The organism is Streptomyces sp. BK79, assembly GCF_044142145.1.
In the GTDB taxonomy this organism is placed as follows: Bacteria; Actinomycetota; Actinomycetes; order Streptomycetales; family Streptomycetaceae; genus Streptomyces.
In genome coordinates this window covers 228,764-245,586 of record NZ_JBHVOC010000004.1, presented here as the reverse complement: position 1 = coordinate 245,586, position 16,823 = coordinate 228,764, and the positions used below count along the sequence as shown (strand labels likewise).

The 16,823-nt window shown below is 73.1% G+C and carries 16 protein-coding genes and 1 pseudogene; 10 read left to right on the top strand and 7 right to left on the bottom strand.

Translation table 11 applies throughout. The features are described from left to right. The first annotated feature begins 11 nt into the window (after positions 1-11). From ACFIF2_RS06690 to fabF, 3 genes are all read left to right on the top strand, one after another. The gene (locus tag ACFIF2_RS06690) at positions 12-1,043 is read left to right on the top strand and encodes a ketoacyl-ACP synthase III (RefSeq protein WP_395571566.1); all 1,032 of its coding nucleotides are present in this window, start codon (positions 12-14) and stop codon (positions 1,041-1,043) included. 103 nt (positions 1,044-1,146) lie between these two features. Further along, positions 1,147-1,395, top strand: a complete 249-nt coding sequence (locus ACFIF2_RS06685) for an acyl carrier protein (RefSeq protein ID WP_073951948.1) — start codon at positions 1,147-1,149, stop codon at positions 1,393-1,395. An 88-nt stretch (positions 1,396-1,483) separates the two neighbouring features. Continuing rightward, positions 1,484-2,767 (top strand): beta-ketoacyl-ACP synthase II, encoded by a 1,284-nt coding sequence (fabF, locus tag ACFIF2_RS06680; RefSeq protein WP_395571565.1) that lies wholly within the window; start codon positions 1,484-1,486, stop codon positions 2,765-2,767. Positions 2,768-2,881: 114 nt separating this feature from the next. Here fabF and ACFIF2_RS06675 read toward each other — a convergent pair whose 3' ends face one another. After that, a complete protein-coding gene (locus ACFIF2_RS06675) occupies positions 2,882-3,376 on the bottom strand; it encodes a DUF3145 domain-containing protein (RefSeq protein ID WP_395571564.1) in 495 nt (164 codons plus the stop codon). 258 nt (positions 3,377-3,634) lie between these two features. Between ACFIF2_RS06675 and ACFIF2_RS06670 the strand changes: the two genes are divergently transcribed. Next, on the top strand, positions 3,635-4,546 hold the full coding sequence (locus ACFIF2_RS06670; protein WP_395571563.1) for an SGNH/GDSL hydrolase family protein: 912 nt from the start codon (positions 3,635-3,637) through the stop codon (positions 4,544-4,546). 39 nt (positions 4,547-4,585) lie between these two features. Continuing rightward, positions 4,586-5,572 (top strand): aldose epimerase family protein, encoded by a 987-nt coding sequence (locus ACFIF2_RS06665; protein ID WP_395571562.1) that lies wholly within the window; start codon positions 4,586-4,588, stop codon positions 5,570-5,572. A gap of 123 nt (positions 5,573-5,695) precedes the next feature. Here ACFIF2_RS06665 and ACFIF2_RS06660 read toward each other — a convergent pair whose 3' ends face one another. Continuing rightward, entirely contained in the window at positions 5,696-8,170 is a 2,475-nt protein-coding gene (locus tag ACFIF2_RS06660) for a glycoside hydrolase family 3 protein (RefSeq protein ID WP_395571561.1), read from the bottom strand. Positions 8,171-8,272: 102 nt separating this feature from the next. Here ACFIF2_RS06660 and ACFIF2_RS06655 point away from each other — a divergent pair, with 102 nt between their 5' ends. Both ACFIF2_RS06655 and ACFIF2_RS06650 read left to right on the top strand, forming a co-directional pair. Beyond that, complete coding sequence (locus ACFIF2_RS06655; protein WP_395571560.1) at positions 8,273-8,869, top strand: TetR/AcrR family transcriptional regulator; 597 nt, start codon at positions 8,273-8,275, stop codon at positions 8,867-8,869. 76 nt (positions 8,870-8,945) lie between these two features. Further along, positions 8,946-10,262, top strand: coding sequence for a pyroglutamyl peptidase (locus ACFIF2_RS06650; protein ID WP_395571559.1), 1,317 nt, complete (start codon positions 8,946-8,948; stop codon positions 10,260-10,262). Here the strand turns inward: ACFIF2_RS06650 and ACFIF2_RS06645 are convergent. The 3 genes from ACFIF2_RS06645 to ACFIF2_RS06635 form a co-directional block, all read right to left on the bottom strand. Further along, a complete protein-coding gene (locus ACFIF2_RS06645) occupies positions 10,216-11,073 on the bottom strand; it encodes an EI24 domain-containing protein (protein WP_395571558.1) in 858 nt (285 codons plus the stop codon). The two genes, ACFIF2_RS06650 and ACFIF2_RS06645, sit on opposite strands and share 47 nt — an antisense overlap. Positions 11,074-11,172: 99 nt before the next feature. Further along, positions 11,173-11,592: an organic hydroperoxide resistance protein gene (locus ACFIF2_RS06640; RefSeq protein ID WP_395571557.1), complete on the bottom strand. Its 420-nt coding sequence runs from the start codon at positions 11,590-11,592 to the stop codon at positions 11,173-11,175. Positions 11,593-11,703: 111 nt separating this feature from the next. After that, positions 11,704-12,726: an NADP-dependent oxidoreductase gene (locus ACFIF2_RS06635; RefSeq protein ID WP_395571556.1), complete on the bottom strand. Its 1,023-nt coding sequence runs from the start codon at positions 12,724-12,726 to the stop codon at positions 11,704-11,706. A gap of 100 nt (positions 12,727-12,826) precedes the next feature. Between ACFIF2_RS06635 and ACFIF2_RS06630 the strand changes: the two genes are divergently transcribed. Further along, on the top strand, positions 12,827-13,282 hold the full coding sequence (locus ACFIF2_RS06630; RefSeq protein ID WP_395571555.1) for a MarR family winged helix-turn-helix transcriptional regulator: 456 nt from the start codon (positions 12,827-12,829) through the stop codon (positions 13,280-13,282). Positions 13,283-13,285: 3 nt separating this feature from the next. On the opposite strand, the pseudogene ACFIF2_RS06625 reads toward ACFIF2_RS06630, so the two are convergent. Together ACFIF2_RS06625 and ACFIF2_RS06620 are read right to left on the bottom strand one after the other, a co-directional pair. Then, positions 13,286-13,555 (bottom strand): annotated as a pseudogene (locus tag ACFIF2_RS06625) (UTRA domain-containing protein); the annotation flags it as partial. 26 nt (positions 13,556-13,581) lie between these two features. Next, entirely contained in the window at positions 13,582-14,325 is a 744-nt protein-coding gene (locus ACFIF2_RS06620; protein ID WP_395571554.1) for a hypothetical protein, read from the bottom strand. Between the two features lie 214 nt (positions 14,326-14,539). Here ACFIF2_RS06620 and ACFIF2_RS06615 point away from each other — a divergent pair, with 214 nt between their 5' ends. Both ACFIF2_RS06615 and ACFIF2_RS06610 read left to right on the top strand, forming a co-directional pair. Then, positions 14,540-15,706: a mandelate racemase/muconate lactonizing enzyme family protein gene (locus tag ACFIF2_RS06615; protein WP_395571553.1), complete on the top strand. Its 1,167-nt coding sequence runs from the start codon at positions 14,540-14,542 to the stop codon at positions 15,704-15,706. Then, positions 15,703-16,719, top strand: coding sequence for a zinc-binding dehydrogenase (locus ACFIF2_RS06610; RefSeq protein WP_395571552.1), 1,017 nt, complete (start codon positions 15,703-15,705; stop codon positions 16,717-16,719). Before ACFIF2_RS06615 ends, ACFIF2_RS06610 begins: the two co-directional genes overlap by 4 nt. The last annotated feature ends 104 nt before the right edge of the window (positions 16,720-16,823 follow it).

Here is a 16,823-nt window from a genome sequence, read left to right as displayed (position 1 = left end):
AGCCCGAGAGCATGTCGAAGATCAAGCCCAGCAAGGGCGCCCCGTACGCGCGCATCCTCGGGGTCGGCGGCTACCGTCCGACCCGGGTCGTGCCGAACGAGGTGATCCTCGAGAAGATCGACTCGTCCGACGAGTGGATCCGCTCCCGCTCCGGCATCGAGACGCGGCACTGGGCGTCGCCCGAGGAGACCGTCGCCGCGATGTCCGTCGAGGCGTCCGGCAAGGCGCTCGCGGACGCCGGGATCGACGCCTCGCGGATCGGCGCCGTGGTCGTCTCGACCGTGTCGCACTTCAGCCAGACCCCGGCCATCGCCACCGAGATCGCCGACCGGCTCGGCACGGACAAGGCCGCGGCCTTCGACATCTCGGCGGGCTGCGCGGGCTTCGGCTACGGCCTGACCCTCGCCAAGGGCATGATCGTCGAAGGTTCGGCGGAGTACGTCCTGGTCATCGGCGTGGAGCGGCTCTCCGACCTGACCGACCTGGAGGACCGGGCCACGGCCTTCCTGTTCGGCGACGGCGCCGGCGCGGTCGTGGTCGGCCCCTCCCAGGAGCCGGCGATCGGCCCGACCGTCTGGGGCTCGGAGGGCGACAAGTCCGAGACGATCAAGCAGACGGTGCCGTGGGACCGGTACCGGATCGGCGACGTCTCCGAACTGCCCCTCGACGCCGAGGGCAACGTCAAGTTTCCTGCGATCACGCAGGAGGGCCAGGCGGTGTTCCGCTGGGCCGTGTTCGAGATGGCGAAGGTCGCCCAGCAGGCGCTGGACGCGGCCGGGATCAGCCCGGACGACCTGGACGTCTTCATCCCGCACCAGGCCAACGTGCGGATCATCGACTCGATGGTGAAGACGCTCAAGCTGCCGGAGCACGTCACGGTCGCCCGTGACATCCGCACCACCGGCAACACCTCGGCCGCCTCGATCCCGCTCGCGATGGAGCGGCTCCTGGCGACCGGCGACGCGAAGAGCGGCGACACCGCGCTCGTCATCGGCTTCGGGGCGGGTCTCGTCTACGCCGCGACGGTCGTTACCCTCCCCTAGGCACTCCGTGCCGGATCATGCGGTCCGGGACGGGGACCAGCACCACCTGCCGCTGACGCGGCGGGCCGCCACACCCTCTGGAAAACAACGAAGGAGCGCCATCATGGCCGCCACTCAGGAAGAGATCGTCGCCGGTCTCGCCGAGATCGTGAACGAGATCGCCGGCATCCCGGTTGAGGACGTCCAGCTGGACAAGTCCTTCACCGACGACCTGGACGTCGACTCGCTGTCCATGGTCGAGGTCGTCGTCGCCGCCGAAGAGCGTTTCGACGTGAAGATCCCGGACGAGGACGTCAAGAACCTCAAGACGGTCGGCGACGCGACCGAGTACATCCTCAAGCACCAGGGCTGATCACCCGATCACCGCCCCTGGGCTGACTGCCCCGCCACCCGGCGGTGGCGCCGTACGAATCCCGTATCCCGTTGGAGAAAGAATTCCCGTGAGCTCGACCAATCGCACCGTGGTCGTCACCGGTATCGGCGCAACCACACCGCTGGGTGGCGACGCAGCCTCGACCTGGGAGGGTCTGGTCGCCGGCAAGTCCGGCGTCAAGCCCCTGGAGCAGGAGTGGGCCGCCGACCAGGCGGTCCGTATCGCCGCGCCGGTCGCCGTGGACCCCTCCGAGGTCATCCCGCGGCCGCAGGCCCGCCGACTGGACCGCTCGGCGCAGTTCGCGCTGATCGCGGCCCAGGAGGCATGGAAGGACGCCGGTTTCACCGGCAAGGCCGGTGAGCCCGGGGAGTCCGGCGAGGGCGTCGACCCCGACCGGCTCGGCGCGGTCATCGCCTCCGGCATCGGCGGCGTGACGACCCTGCTCGACCAGTACGACGTGCTCAAGGAGAAGGGCGTCCGCCGCGTCTCCCCGCACACCGTCCCCATGCTGATGCCGAACGGCCCCTCCGCCAACGTGGGGCTGGCCGTGGGCGCCCGTGCGGGCGTGCACACGCCGGTCTCCGCCTGCGCGTCGGGCGCCGAGGCCATCGGCTACGCCATCGAGATGATCCGCTCCGGCCGCGCCGACGTCGTCGTCGCGGGTGGCACGGAGGCGGCGATCCACCCGCTGCCCATCGCCGCGTTCGGCAACATGATGGCGATGTCCAAGAACAACGACGACCCGCAGGGCGCCTCGCGTCCCTGGGACACGGGCCGGGACGGCTTCGTCCTCGGTGAGGGCGCCGGTGTCCTGGTCCTGGAGTCCGCCGAGCACGCCGCCGCGCGCGGTGCCCGGGTCTACGCGGAGGCGGTCGGTCAGGGCGTCTCCGCCGACAGCCACGACATCGTGCAGCCGGAGCCGGAGGGCCGCGGCATCTCGCACGCCCTGCAGAACCTGCTGGACCGCACCGACCTGGACCCCGCCGAGATCGTGCACGTCAACGCGCACGCCACCTCGACGCCGGCCGGTGACATCGCCGAGCTGAAGGCGCTGCGCAAGGTCCTCGGCGACGACGTCGACCACATGGCGGTCTCCGGCACCAAGTCGATGACCGGTCACCTCCTCGGTGGCGCGGGCGGCGTGGAGTCGGTCGCGACCGTGCTCGCCCTGTACCACCGGGTGGCGCCGCCGACCATCAACGTCGAGAACATCGACCCGGAGGCCGAGGCCAACGCGGACATCGTCCGCGGGGAGGCCCGCAAGCTGCCCGTCGAGGGCCGGATCGCCGCGCTGAACGACTCGTTCGGCTTCGGCGGCCACAACGTGGTGCTGGCCTTCCGCACGGTCTGAGCCGCGTCCGTACGTACGTGAAGGGCCCCCACCGGCCGGTGGGGGCCCTTCACGTACGTACGGCGCGCACGAGCGGGAACGACGGCGCTCAGACCACCTGATCAGACCGCCTGATCAGACCACCTGGTGCAGCCAGCGCACCGGGGCGCCCTCGCCCGCGTGGCGGAACGGTTCGAGTTCGTCGTCCCAGGGCTTGCCGAGGAGCTTGGCGAGGTCCTTCTCCAGGTCGGTCTCGCCGCGCTGGGAGCGGACCAGGGCGGCGCGCAGCCGGTCCTCGGGGACGAGGATGTCGCCGTGGATGCCGGTGACGGCGTGGAAGATGCCGAGGTCGGGGGTGCAGCTGTAGCGCTCGCCCTCGGCGTGGGCGGACGGCTCCGCGGTGACCTCGAAGCGCAGCAGCCGCCAGCCGCGCAGCGCGGAGGCGAGCTTGGAGGCGGTGCCGGCCTGGCCCTGCCAGGAGAACTCCGAGCGCCAGGTGCCGGGCGCGGCGGGCTGCCGGATCCAGTCCAGGCTGACGCGGGTGCCGAGCACCCCGGCGACGGCCCACTCGACGTGCGGGCACAGCGCGCGCGGCGCGGAGTGCACGTACAGGACTCCACGTGTCGTCACCGGAACCTCCGGGCTGAGCGGGACTTCTCGGAACGGGTGGAACGGCCGCGGCCGGGGAAGGCCACGTTGAGGGCGAGGCTACCGTGCGACGGGACGCGGAGTGTGACGTACCGTCGGTCCCGGCGGCGACAAACTTCCGCCATTCACCCGGCAGGACGCCTGTGCGGGTGTGAGCCGTCGCATCGCCGCCTTCGGGAACCCCCGCGCGGTCTCATGGGTTGAGCACACTGGAGGCACGAGGCGAGGGGTGGGGCCGGTATGGGACAGGGCACGATGGCGGGGGCACGGCGTGTCCGCCGCCGTTCGCGCGCCGCACTCGCCGTTGTGGCCGCCGCCGCCCTGGCCGTGACCGGCTGCGACGCCGTGGGCGGCGACTCGGACGGCCCCTCCTCCGACGCGTCGAAGCGGCCGCGGCCCGCCCCGGTGTGGGACACCAGCCCGGCGTCCGTCGCCGCCGTCGGTGACTCCATCACGCGGGGCTTCGACGCCTGTGCGGTCCTGTCGGACTGCCCCGAGGTGTCGTGGGCGACCGGCAGCAGGGCCGAGGTCGACAGTCTCGCCGTACGGCTGCTGGGGAAGTCGGAGGCGGCCGAGCGGAGCTGGAACCACGCGGTCACCGGCGCCCGGATGGCCGACCTCACCGGGCAGATGACCCGGGCGGCGGCGCACCGGCCCGAGCTGGTCGCGGTGATGGTCGGGGCCAACGACGCCTGCCGGACGACGACCTCGGCGATGACGCCGGTGGCCGACTTCCGCGCCCAGTTCCAGGAGGCCCTGAGCACCCTGCGCCGGAAGCTGCCCAAGGCCCAGGTGTACGTGGCGAGCATCCCGGACCTGAAGCGGCTGTGGTCCGAGGGGCGCACCAACCCGCTGGGCAAGCAGGTGTGGAAGCTGGGTCTGTGTCCGACGATGCTGGGCGACGCGGACGACCTGGCTCCGGCGGCCACGTCGCGCCGCAACACCGTGCGGGACCGGGTGGCGGACTACAACGCGGTCCTGCGGGAGGTCTGCGCCAAGGACGAGCGGTGCCGCACCGACGACGGCGCGGTGCACGCCTTCCGGTTCGGCACCGGCCAGTTGAGCCGCTGGGACTGGTTCCACCCGAGTGTGAACGGGCAGGCCCGGCTGGCGGAGATCGCCTACCGCGCGGTGACCGCTGAGCGGCCCTGACCCCTTCTGACCTGGGCGGCGTGTCCTAGAGTTCCGCACATGAACGAACTCTTCGGCACACTTTCCGACGGCACTCCCGTCCACCGCTGGACCCTGGAGCGGGCCGGCACACGGGTCCGGGTCCTGTCGTACGGCGGGATCGTGCAGTCGGCCGAGGTCCCGGACCGGGACGGGAACACCGCCGACGTGGTGCTGGGGTTCGCGGACCTGGACGGCTACGTGCGGCACCCGGAGCCCTATCTCGGCGCGCTCGTCGGGCGGTACGCCAACCGGATCGCGGGCGGCCGCTTCCCGCTGGACGGGCGGACGTACGCCACGTCGCGCAACGAGGGGCCGAACTCCCTGCACGGCGGGGAGCGCGGCTTCGACAAGCACGTGTGGGACGTGGCGCCCGTCGGGGACGGTGCGCACGGGGTCCGGCTGAGCCGGGTCAGTCCGCACGGCGAGATGGGTTTCCCGGGCCGGGTGGAGATCTCGGCGACGTACACGCTGGACGGGTCGGGCGCGCTGCGGATCGCGTACGAGGCGGTCACGGACGCGCCGACCGTGCTGAACCCGACGAACCACAGCTACTTCAACCTGGGCGGGACCGCTTCCGGGCACGCGGGCGGGCACGAGCTGCGGATCGCCGCGTCCCGGATCACGCCGGTCGGCGCCGGGCTGATCCCGACGGGCGTCCTGGAGGACGTGGCGGACACCCGCTTCGACTTCCGCCGGGCGCGCAAGGTGGGCTCGGGCTACGACCACAACTTCGTGCTCGACAAGGGCGTCACGGACACCGCCGAGGAGGTCGCCGAGCTGTACGACCCGGCGTCGGGGCGGGTGCTGACGGTGGCGACGACCGAGCCGGGCCTCCAGCTGTACACCGCCGACCACCTGGGCGAGCCCTTCGCACCCGGGGACGGCGTCGCGCTGGAGACGCAGCACTTCCCGGACTCCCCGAACCGGCCCGAGTTCCCGAGCACGGTGCTGCGGCCGGGCGAGGTGTTCCGCTCGGAGACGGTGTACGGCTTCTCGGTGCGGTGACCCCACGGGGGCGGCGCGGAGGCGGCGCGGTGGCCGCGCGGTGCGGCGGTACTGAGCCCCGGCCCGGATGTCAGGTCCCGGGCCGGGGCTGTTCGCGGGGGACGCCGGCGAAGGCGTCCCGGGTCAGACGTTAACCGTCGTGGTGATCCGGCGGTCCGCGATCGAGCGTCCGATCTGGAGTTCGTACGAACCCTTCACAAACGCCCACGAGCCGGTCGACTCGTCCCAGACCTCGAAGGCGCGGCGCGGCAGCTCCACCGTGACCTCGGTCTGCTCGCCGGGCGCGGCCTCGGCGGCGGCGAAGGCGGCCAGCCGGCGGACGGGCCGGGTGGCGTCGCGCTCGGTGGCGGCCAGGTAGAACTGGACGACCTCGCGGCCGGGGCGGTCGCCGGTGTTGCGCAGGCGGACCTTGGCGGTGGTGCCCTCCACGTCGACCGCCTCGTAGGTCCAGTCGGTGTAGCCGAGTCCGTGGCCGAAGGGATAGGCGGGGGCGCGGCCCGCCCTGTCCCAGGCGCGGTAGCCGATGAACAGGTCCTCGTCGTAGGCGAGTCGCCCGTCGGCCGGGGTGACCCGGGTGACGGGGGCGTCGGCCAGGGCGCCCCAGGTGGTGGGCAGCCGGCCGCCGGGCTCGTGGTCGCCGGTGAGGACGTCGGCGAGGGCGGCGCCGCCCTCCTGGCCGGGGAACCAGCTCAGCAGTACGGCGGCGACGTCCTCGCGCCAGGGCAGTTCCACCGGGGAGCCGGCGTTGACGACGACCACGGTGTTCGGGTTGGCGGCGGCGACCGCGCGGACCAGGTCGTCCTGGCGGCCGGGGAGGCCGAGGCCGGTGCGGTCGAAGCCCTCGGACTCGACCCGGTCGGTGGTGGCGACGACGACCACGGCGGTGTCCGCCTCCCGTGCGGCCCGGGCCGCCTCGGCGATCAGCTCGTCCGGGTCGCGCCGCGGCTCGGCGTGGGCGAGGGCGAAGGTGATGACCTTCATGCCCGCGCCCTCGGGCAGCTCGACGACGTGGGTCAGGGAGACGTCGACCGTCTGGCCGGCGGTGAGTTCCACCTCGGCGCGGGGTTCGGGGGCGCCGAAGAAGGACAGGAAGGGGTCCTCCTTGGCGGGGCGCTGCACGTCGTCGTAGTACGTCGTGCCGTCGACGGTGAGCGTGAAGGCGCCCACGCCCTTGACGCCGAAGGTGTGCGGGCCGCTCTCGCGCGGGGTGAAGGTGCCGGTCAGCTCGACGGTGTGCAGCCGGTCGTGGGTGACGCCCTCGGGGAGGTCGGAGCCCATCCACTGGAGCTGGCCGCTGGGGGCCGACCCGGTGCCGACGACCTCCCCGTCGGCGTCGCGGCAGACGGCGCGCAGGGTGAAGCCGCGGTCGGCGACGGCGAGTTCGGTGTTGGGGTCGGCGCCGACGGCGTAGGTGAGGCTGCCCTCGGGGAGGGCGGCGGTCAGGCCGTCGAGCGGGGAGACGACGTGCGCGGGGAAGACGGTGGCGGAGCCGCCGCCGAGGACGCGGGCGTCGCGGGCGGCGGCGCCGATCAGCGCGACGGTGCCGGGTCGCAGCGGCAGCGCGCGGTTCCCGTCGCCGGCGGGCTCGTTGCGGACGAGGACGAAGGAGCGGCGGGCGATCTCCCGGGCCAGGGCGGGGCCGTCGACGGTGCCGGGCAGGTCGGTGACGGCCGGTTCGGCGCCGTCGAGGGCGCCGACGCGGGCGGCGAGCCGCAGCACGTTGCGTACGGCCGCGTCGACCTCGGCCTCCTCGGCCTCGCCGTCCCGCACGGCCCGCGCGAGGGCCTCGCCGTACACGGTGTGCGGGCCGGGCATCGCCACGTCGAGGCCGCCCCTGAGGGCGCCGGTGGTGGAGCGGGCGGCCATCCAGTCGGAGACGTTGAAGCCGTCGAAGCCCCACTCACCGCGCAGAACTTCGTTGACCAGGTGGTGGTGCTCGGTCATCGTCGGGCCGTTGACCGCGTTGTAGGCGGTCATGATGCCCCACGGGTGGGCGTTCTCCACGATCGCCTCGAAGGGCGCCAGGTACAGCTCGCGCAGGGCGCGTTCGGAGACCAGGTTGTTCACGGTGAAGCGGTCGGTCTCGGCGTCGTTGGCGACGAAGTGCTTCACGGTGGTGCCGACGCCGCCGGACTGGACGCCGGCGACGTAGCCGGTGCCGATCCGTCCGGTCAGGTACGGGTCCTCGCTGTAGCACTCGAAGTGCCGGCCGCCCAGCGGGGAGCGGTGCAGGTTGACCGTGGGGGCGAGCAGCACGTGGACGCCCTTGCGGCGGGCCTCCTGGGCGAGCAGCACGCCCGCCCGGTGCGCGAGCCCGGGGTCCCAGGTGGCGGCGAGCGCGGTCGGCGAGGGCAGGGCGACGGACGGGTCGTCGGCGGTCCAGCGGACGCCGCGCACGCCGATCGGGCCGTCGGACATCACCAGGGACCGCAGGCCGATCTCGGGCAGGGCGGGCAGGGTCCACATGTCCTGCCCGGACAGCAGCCGGGCCTTCGCGTCCAGGTCGAGCGCGGCGAGGGCCGCCTCGACGGCCGCCTCACGGGCCGCCTGGGCGTCCGCCGGTGGCCGAACCGTTTCCTGTGCCTGTGAGTCCGCCATCGCGGAACCTCCTCGTCGAGAACCGTGGGACGTCTCCATCCTGCCCCGATCCCTGGTGAGTGGTAGGTTTCGTTATCTTGTCGTTATATATGGTGTGCTCGCATGTCGTACCGTGGCGCCATGACGACCAGGGCGGCCAGGAGCCGGGAGCGGCGTGCGGAGATCGTGCGGGCCGCGCTGGACGTGATCGCCGAGCGCGGTTACCGGGGGGCGAGCCTGGCCGCCGTCGCGGAGCGGGTGGGGCTCACCCAGCAGGGGCTGCTGCACCACTTCCCGACGAAGGAGGCGCTGCTCGTGGCGGTGCTGGAGGAGCGCGACCACTGGGACGCGCTGCCCGCCCGGCAGTTGCGGCTGGACCTGCTGGCCTCGCTGGTCGAGTACAACGCGATGCGTCCGGGCGTCATCCAGACCTTCTCCGCGCTGCTCGGCGAGAGCGTCACCGAGGGGCATCCGGCGCGCGCGTACTTCACCGAGCGCTACGGCCGGGTCCGCGCCTCCATGGCGGAGCTGCTGCGCGCCGAGTACGGCGACCGGCTGCCCGGCGGGCTCACCCCCGAGCGGGCGGCGCCGCTGGTCGTGGCGGTCCTCGACGGCCTCCAGTATCAGTGGCTGCTGGACCCCGGGTCCGTGGACATGGCGGGCGCCTTCCGGGACTTCCTCACGGTGCTCGGCGAGCCCGGCTCCGCGGGTACGCCGTAGCGCACACCCCTTCCGTCACGCGATACTTCCGCCGTCCGGCAGCGAACCCCACGGCGACGGAAGGACCTGAACCCCCTTGAGACACCCATGTGTTCGGACCGGCGTACTCGGACTGGCCCTGGCGGCGGGGCTGGTGGTCCCGGTGACAGCCACCGCGGCACCCCCGGCCACCGCGCCCGCGGCCGCCCCCGCTCCCCCTCCCGCCCCGACCGTCGAGGAGCGGCGGCTCGACGGTGAGGTGCCCCGGGAGATCCTGCGGCGCTCCGGATTCGCCGGCATCGCACCGGCGTTCGCCCGCGGCCTCGCTCGCGCGGACTCCTACCGCGAGGCCCGCCGGGTCGTCGCCCGGGAGGGCTCGGCGCTGTGGCGGCGGGCCGTCGACCGGGTACGGGGGCACGGGCCCGCGGCCGGGGACCTCAGCCGGGACGACGACCGGCCGCTGTACTGGGCGCGGCTCGCGATGACGCGGGAACTGCGCGCCTACGCCCCGGAGTTCGCGCTGCCCGAGCGGCAGCGGTCCGCGCTGCTGACGGAGCTGGAGCGGACCTCGCGCGGGCAGGACGACCTCCGGATCCCCCGCGGCGAGCTCGGCGAGGGCCTCAAGCGGGTCCTGCTCACCGGCTTCGACCCCTTCACCCTGGACCGCGACATCCGGATCTCCAACCCGTCCGGCGCCGCGGCCCTCGCCCTGGACGGCGCGGTGATCGACACGCCGGACGGGCCCGCGCGGGTGGAGACGGCCGTGTTCCCGGTGCGGTGGCGGGACTTCGCCGCCGGGGAGGTGGAACGGGCCCTGCGGCCGTACCTGCCGAGGGTGGACCTGTTCACCACCGTGAGCCAGGGCCGGGTCGGGCGGTTCGACGTGGAGCGGACCAACGGGGCCTGGCGGGGCGGCTTCCCCGACAACGAGAACGTGTCCCGCACGGAGACGGTGCCCGTCGCGGACCCCGCCTCGCAGCCGCAGTGGACGACGACCACCCTGCCGTACGCGGCGATCACGGCCGCGGACACCGGACCGTTCCCCGTGTACGACAACACCGGCGTGACCGAGATCCCGGCCGGCGGCACCGAGCCCGTCGTCCGTCCCCAGGGGCCCACGCCGGGCTCCACGGCCCGCGCGGGCGGCGGCGGGGACTACCTCTCCAACGAGATCGCCTACCGGGCGACCCTGCTGCGGGACCGGCTCGGGCTCCGCTCCGGGCTGCCCGGCGGGCACGTCCACACGCCGGTACTGCGGTTCGGGCCCGGGAACACCGATCCCGCGACCGGGGCGGTCACCGATCCGGCGTTCGTGCGCGAGCGGCTGGAGATCGTGGCGCAGGTGCGGGCGATCGTGGCCGTGGCGGTCAGTGCGCCGAAGCCGGACCGGGCCCCGGGGCCGGACCGGGGCTGACGGCCGGGTCGCCGGGGCCGCCGTCGAAGCGGCCGCCGTCCGGGCGGTCGTCGTCGCCGTCGCGGGTCTCCTCGCCCAGCAGCTCGCGGGCGAGGAGCGTGGCGCCGGCGACCGCGCCCGGCATCAGGAACACGGCGACGAACGGCACCAGGAAGGACACGGCGAGCGGGGTGCCGAAGCCCCAGACCAGCCTCTTGCGGGAGCGCAGCAGGGCGAGGCGGTCGCGCACCTCCACCCCGCGGCGCTGGAGGGCGACCGAGGTCAGCTCCTCGGTCAGGAAGAAGCCGGTGACGAGGAAGCCGACCACCGGGACCACCGTCTGGCCGACGACCGGGATGAAGCCGAGGGCGAAGAGCAGCACACCCCACACGGCGGCGCGCAGGAGCATCCGGAGGCTGTCGCGGCCGGAGATCCACAGCTCGCGCAGCAGCGGCAGGTTCGACTCGGGGGCGGTGCCGTCCGGGGAGACGTCGCGGTCCACCCGCTCGGAGAGGCTCTCGTAGAAGGGCTGTCCGATCAGCAGCGTCACCGCGGTGAAGGTCAGGACGGCCAGGAGCAGGGAGAGGGCGAACAGGGCGGCGGTGAGGAAGCCGCGGAACAGTCCGGACCAGGGGCTCGACCAGTCGTCGGCGAACGGGGTCGCCCAGGCGACGAAGTCCGTGCCCCACAGGGCCAGGGACACCAGCGCGACCGCGTACAGCACCAGCGTGATCAGGCCCGGGAGCAGCCCGAAGCCGTAGCTCCTGCCGTGCCGGGCCACCCAGCGCTGGCCCCTCAGAAGATGACCGAATCCCGCCCCAAGATCGCGCATGGGCGGCACTCTACCGGTCGGCGCAGGCGGTGCGCGGGGCGGCGCCCACGGTGTGGACGCCGCCCCGGAGCACCGCCCCGCGCGGACCCCGCGCGCCGGTCAGGCGAGCGTCACGGTGATGTTGCCGCGGGTCGCCTTCGAGTACGGGCAGACCTGGTGGGCCTTCTCCACCAGCGACCGCGCGGTGGCGGCGTCCACCGCCGGGATCTCGGCGGAGATCTCGACGATGATGCCGAACCCGTCGTCGTTCTTGCCGATCCCGACCTTGGCGGTGACGGTCGAACCGGTGATGTCGGCGCCCTCCTGGCGGGCCACGACGCCGAGCGCGCCCTGGAAGCAGGCGCTGTACCCGGCGGCGAACAGCTGCTCCGGGTTGGTGCCGGCGCCGCTGCCGCCCATCTCCTTGGGCGGGTTCACGACCACGTCGAGCTTGCCGTCGTCGGTGGCGACCCGGCCGTCACGGCCGTTCTCGGCGGTGGCGACGGCGGTGTAGAGGACCTCGGACTGCTGAATGGGCATGCGGTTGTCTTCCTCCTCGGTCCGCCGTGACTCGCGCCCACGACCACGACGGATTTCGGAAAGACGCTACCGCATGCCGGAAACCGAGTGAAGGTCTCCCGGTGCCGGGGGTCAGAGCTTGACGATCATCTTGCCGGTGTTGTCGCCGCGCAGGACGCCGAGGAAGGCCTCCAGGTTGTTCTCGATGCCCTCGACGACCGTCTCGCGGTACTTCAGCGCACCCGAGGCGACCCAGGGGCCGACCTCCTGGACGAACTGCGGCTGGAGGTCGTAGTGGTCGCCGACCAGGAACCCCTCGATGCGGCCGCGGGTCTGGATCAGGCGGGAGAGGTTCTTCGGGCCGGGGGCGGGCTCGGTGTTGTTGTAGACGGAGATCGCGCCGCAGACGGCGATGCGGCCGTCCCGGTTGAGGGAGCCGATGGCGGCCTCCAGGTGGTCGCCGCCGACGTTGTCGAAGTAGACGTCGACGCCGTCGGGGGCGGCGGCGCGCAGCTGCTCGCTCACCGGGCCGTCCTTGTAGTTGAAGGCGGCGTCGAAGCCGTACTCGTCGACGAGGAGCTTGACCTTCTCGTCCGAGCCGGCCGAGCCGATGACCCGGGAGGCGCCCTTGAGCTTCGCGATCTGGCCGACCTGGCTGCCGACGGCACCCGCGGCGCCCGAGACGAAGACGGAGTCGCCCTCCTTGAAGGCGGCGGTGCGCAGCAGACCCGCGTAGGCGGTGAGCCCGGTCATGCCGAGCACGCCCAGGTACGTCGACAGCGGCGCGGCGTCCGGGTCCACCTTGACGGCGTTCTTCGCGTCCACGGCCGCGTACTCGCGCCAGCCGAAGAAGTGCAGGACGTGGTCGCCCACGGCAATGCCCTCGGCGTTCGAGGCGACGACCTCGCCGACCGCGCCGCCCTGCATGGGCTTGCCCAGCTCGTAGGGGGCGACGTAGGACTTGGCGGCGCTCATGCGGCCGCGCATGTAGGGGTCGACGGAGACGTACAGGTTGCGTACGAGCACCTGGTCCTCACCGGGGGTGGGGAGCGCCGCCTCGACGAGCGAGAAGTCCTCGGGCTTGGGCCAGCCGACCGGGCGGCTGTCCAGGTGCCATTCGCGGTTGACGTCGGGCAGGGCGGGAGAGTCGGTCATGGGGGGCACCTTTCCTGGGAACGCCGAAATGCTTCAGCCTCTGAAACAACCATGCGACTGAACATTTCAGCTTGTCAAACAAATGGGTACCCTGGATTCCATGGCCACACCACGCGACACGACCCGCCGACCCGACGCGCTCACCCTGGAAGTCGTCGAGCTGATCGGCGAGGTCGTGGCCCGCTTCCACGCCGACTACGAGGAGGCGGCGGCGGAACGCGCCCTGACCGGGGCGCAGGCCAAGCTGCTGAGCCTGCTGTCGCTGGAGCCGCTGCCGATGCGGAAGCTGGCGCAGAAGCTGAAGTGCGAGCCGTCGAACGTCACCGGGATCGTCGACCGGCTGGAGGCGCGGGGCCTGGTCGAGCGGCGTCCAGATCCCGGCGACCGGCGGGTGAAGGTGGCGGCGGCGACGGAGGAGGGCCGGCGGGTGGCGCGGGGACTGCGAGAGTCGCTCCGCTTCGCCCGGGAGCCACTGGCGGGGCTGTCGGAGGGGGAACGGGTGGCGCTGCGGGACGCGCTGCGGAGGATGCTCGGGGAGGATGCGGCGGAGAGCTGACCCTCATCCCGCTTCGAACTCGTACCGCACCTCGTGGAGGTGCCCGGCCTTCACCATGACCGTCACCTCGACCGGCCCGCCGCCGTCCCCGTGGACCACCCGGAGGGTGCGCAGGACCGGCGTGCTGCTGGTGAGGTGGAGGGCCTGGTACTGCTCCTGGGTCGGAATGCGCGCGGAGACCCGGTCCACGCTGCGGCGCGCGGGGTGCCCCAGTTCCGCCAGCAGCGCGGGTGCACCGCCCTTGATCCGACGCCGCTCCATGAGCGCCGTGCCCCCGGGCGATGTCCGAACGACACCCCCTACGTGCACCACCACAGGAAGCGGTCGCAGGTCTCCGTCGGGGACGGGTCCGGTGTTGCCGTCGGGGCGGTGGTCGTGGGCGGGGGTGGCGCGGCGGTGGGCGTGGACGGCCGGTTCTCTTCCGGGGCCGTCCCGGGGGCCGTCTCCGGGGCCGACGCCGGCGGCGCCGAGGAGGCGGCCTCCACCTGTTCCGCCGTCTTCGAGTCCTCGGCCCGCGGGGACCGCGACGCCGACGGCGACGGCGACGCCGAGGAAGAGGCGTCCGGGGACGGTGAGTGCGAGGGCGTCGTCCCGTCCGGGGCCGCGCCGGCCGCTGCCGCCGGGGCCTGCCCCGCCTCGCGCGTCGCCTCGCCGTCCGTCGTCTCGCCTCCGGCGGCCGCCGGTGCCGCCGAGGAGCCGGGGGCGTCCATGCCGAGTTCCGCGAGGCTCAGTCCGCCGGCCGCCAGGACGAAGCCCGCGGTGACGAGCAGGGTCCGGCGGCGGCGCCTGCGGTGCGCGGCGGCCTTGCGGTCGCGGCGGCCGGCCCGGCCGCCGCCGGAGGCGTCGTCCCGGGGGGCGGGGCCGTGCGAGGCGTCGCCCCCGGGGCCGTCCGGTGGGGCCGTCTCGTCGGGGGATCGCGGCGGGGGCGTCTCGTTCTCCGCCGAGTACGCGCCGGACGCGCGGAGTTGTTCGGCCGGTGTGCCGCACCCCGGGCAGGCGAGGGCGCCGTTGAGGTGCCGTCGGCACGGGTCGCAGTAGTCCATGACGCGGGAAGGTTAAGTTCCGCGACGGGCGCGTTCCTAGACGTGGCTGTGAAGGTTGTGTGGGAAAGCGGCCGGATCCGCTCCGCCTCCCCTTTCGAAACTGCCGAAACCGTTATGGGCCCGACCCATTGACACTCCGACCGCCCCCTCCTTACTGTCACGCCAGCATTTCGAACGAGTGACGAAATATCGAACATAGCGAAGGGCAACCGCCGTGCGCATCACCGGAATCAGCACACACGTGGTCGGGACGCCGTGGCGCAACCTGACGTACGTCCAGGTGCACACCGACGAGGGCATCACCGGAGTCGGCGAGACCCGGATGCTGGGGCACACCGACGCTCTCCTCGGCTATCTCAAGGAGGCCGAGGCCAACCACATTCTCGGTTCCGATCCGTTCGCTGTCGAGGACCTGGTCCGCCGCATGAAGTACGGCGACTACGGCCGCGCCGGCGAGATCGTGATGTCCGGTATCGCCGTCGTCGAGATGGCGTGCTGGGACATCAAGGGCAAGACCCTCGGCGTCCCGGTCTGGCAGCTGCTGGGCGGCAAGGTCACCGACAAGGTGAAGGCGTACGCCAACGGGTGGTACACGACCGAACGGACCCCGGAGGCGTACCACAAGGCCGCGCAGGGCGTCATGGAGCGCGGCTACCGGGCGCTGAAGATCGACCCGTTCGGCACCGGGCACTTCGAACTCGACCACGAGCAGACCCTGTACGCCGTCTCGCTGATCGAGGCCGTGCGGGACGCCATCGGACCCGAGGCCGAGCTGATGCTGGAGATGCACGGCCGGTTCTCCCCCGCCACCGCCGTGCGGCTCGCGCGCGAACTCGCGCCGTTCAAGCCGGCCTGGCTGGAGGAGCCGGTGCCGCCGGAGAACCTCAAGGCGCTGCGGAAGGTCGCCGAGAAGGTCGACATGCCCCTCGCCACCGGTGAGCGCATCCACGACCGGATCGAGTTCCGCGAGCTGTTCGAGGACCAGAGCGTGGACATCATCCAGCCGGACGTCGGCCACATCGGCGGCATCTGGGAGACCCGGAAGCTCGCCGCCACCGCCGAGACGCACTACACGCTCGTCGCGCCGCACAACGTGGGCGGTTCCGTGCTGACCGCCGCCTCCCTCCAGGTCGGCTTCACCTCCCCCAACTTCAAGATCCTGGAGCACTTCAACGACTTCGCGGACGCGGAGATCAAGAAGGTGGTCAAGGGCGCCCCGCAGGTGGACCCGGAGGACGGGTGCTTCCACCTGTCCGACGCGCCCGGTCTCGGCGTCGAGCTGGACACCGACGCGGCGGCCGAGTTCCCGCAGCAGCAGGCGCGCTTCGACCTGTGGGCCGAGGGCTGGGAGCAGCGCAAGCCCAAGGGGACCGAGGGATGAGCGGCGCGGTCGTCGTCGAGGCGCCGGGCGAGCACCGGATCGTGCCGCACGAGCCGCGCGAACCCGGCCCCGGCGAGGCGCTGGTGCGGGTGCACGCGGCCGGTATCTGCGGCAGCGACCGCGAGGTCTACCAGGGCAACCGGCCCGAGGGGTACGTGCGTTACCCGCTGGTCCCCGGGCACGAGTGGTCGGGGACCGTGGAGCGGGTCGGCGCCGGGGTGCCGGCGTCCCTGACCGGGCGCAAGGTGGTCGGTGAGGGGTTCCGCAACTGCCAGGTGTGCGACCGCTGCCACGCGGGCGAGACGACGCTGTGCACGGCCGGCTACGAGGAGACGGGCTTCACCCGGCCGGGGGCCATGGCGCCCACGCTGACCCTGCCCGCCCGCCTGCTGCACGCGCTGCCCGACGACGCCGACCTCACCGCCGCCGCGCTGCTGGAGCCCGCCGCCTGCATCGCCGCCGCCGCGCTCAAGGCGAACGCCCGCCCCGGCGAACGGGTCGCCGTGGTCGGCACGGGGACGCTCGGCATGTTCGCCGTGCAGTTCCTGCGGGCCGCCTCCCCCGGCGAGCTGCTGGTCGTCGGCACGCGCGGCGACCGGGAGGCGCTGGCGCGGCAGTACGGCGCGACCGGCTTCCGGACCAAGGACCAGCCCTTGCCGGACGACTTCGACGTGGTCATCGAGACCGCCGGGTCAGCCGACGCCGCCCGCACGGCCGCCGCGCTGCTGCGCCGGGGCGGGCGCCTGGTGCTGACCGGCATCCCGGCGCCGGGCGCCGACGGGCTGGACCCGACGGACCTGGTGGTACGGCAGTTGGAGGTGCACACCGTCTTCGGGGCGCCGCCGGACGCCTGGGCGCACACCGTGCGGGTCTTCGCGGCCGGGCTGCTCGACCCCCGGCCGCTGGTGACGCACGAACTGCCGCTCGACGCCTTCTCCGAGGCCATCGAGCTGGTGGGGTCCGGTGACCCGAAGGTCGGCAAGGTACTGCTGCTCCCCGGCGCCCGCCCCTGAGCCGTACGCCGGTACGGGGGCGACCTGACGGCCTCCGTACCGGCGTACACCCACCGGCGCGGGCTCCTCCCGCCTCAAGCCGCGAACTTCGTCCGACATATCGA

What these genes read in the sequence shown, in the direction of transcription:
- ACFIF2_RS06690 (WP_395571566.1), top strand. Translation starts at nt 12, where the DNA reads ATGTCGAAGATCAAGCCCAGCAAGGGCGCCCCGTACGCGCGCATCCTC.
- ACFIF2_RS06685 (WP_073951948.1), top strand. Translation starts at nt 1,147, where the DNA reads ATGGCCGCCACTCAGGAAGAGATCGTCGCCGGTCTCGCCGAGATCGTG.
- ACFIF2_RS06670 (WP_395571563.1), top strand. Translation starts at nt 3,635, where the DNA reads ATGGGACAGGGCACGATGGCGGGGGCACGGCGTGTCCGCCGCCGTTCG.
- ACFIF2_RS06665 (WP_395571562.1), top strand. Translation starts at nt 4,586, where the DNA reads ATGAACGAACTCTTCGGCACACTTTCCGACGGCACTCCCGTCCACCGC.
- ACFIF2_RS06660 (WP_395571561.1), bottom strand. Translation starts at nt 8,170, where the DNA reads ATGGCGGACTCACAGGCACAGGAAACGGTTCGGCCACCGGCGGACGCC.
- ACFIF2_RS06655 (WP_395571560.1), top strand. Translation starts at nt 8,273, where the DNA reads ATGTCGTACCGTGGCGCCATGACGACCAGGGCGGCCAGGAGCCGGGAG.
- ACFIF2_RS06645 (WP_395571558.1), bottom strand. Translation starts at nt 11,073, where the DNA reads ATGCGCGATCTTGGGGCGGGATTCGGTCATCTTCTGAGGGGCCAGCGC.
- ACFIF2_RS06640 (WP_395571557.1), bottom strand. Translation starts at nt 11,592, where the DNA reads ATGCCCATTCAGCAGTCCGAGGTCCTCTACACCGCCGTCGCCACCGCC.
- ACFIF2_RS06635 (WP_395571556.1), bottom strand. Translation starts at nt 12,726, where the DNA reads ATGACCGACTCTCCCGCCCTGCCCGACGTCAACCGCGAATGGCACCTG.
- ACFIF2_RS06630 (WP_395571555.1), top strand. Translation starts at nt 12,827, where the DNA reads ATGGCCACACCACGCGACACGACCCGCCGACCCGACGCGCTCACCCTG.
- ACFIF2_RS06620 (WP_395571554.1), bottom strand. Translation starts at nt 14,325, where the DNA reads ATGGACTACTGCGACCCGTGCCGACGGCACCTCAACGGCGCCCTCGCC.
- ACFIF2_RS06610 (WP_395571552.1), top strand. Translation starts at nt 15,703, where the DNA reads ATGAGCGGCGCGGTCGTCGTCGAGGCGCCGGGCGAGCACCGGATCGTG.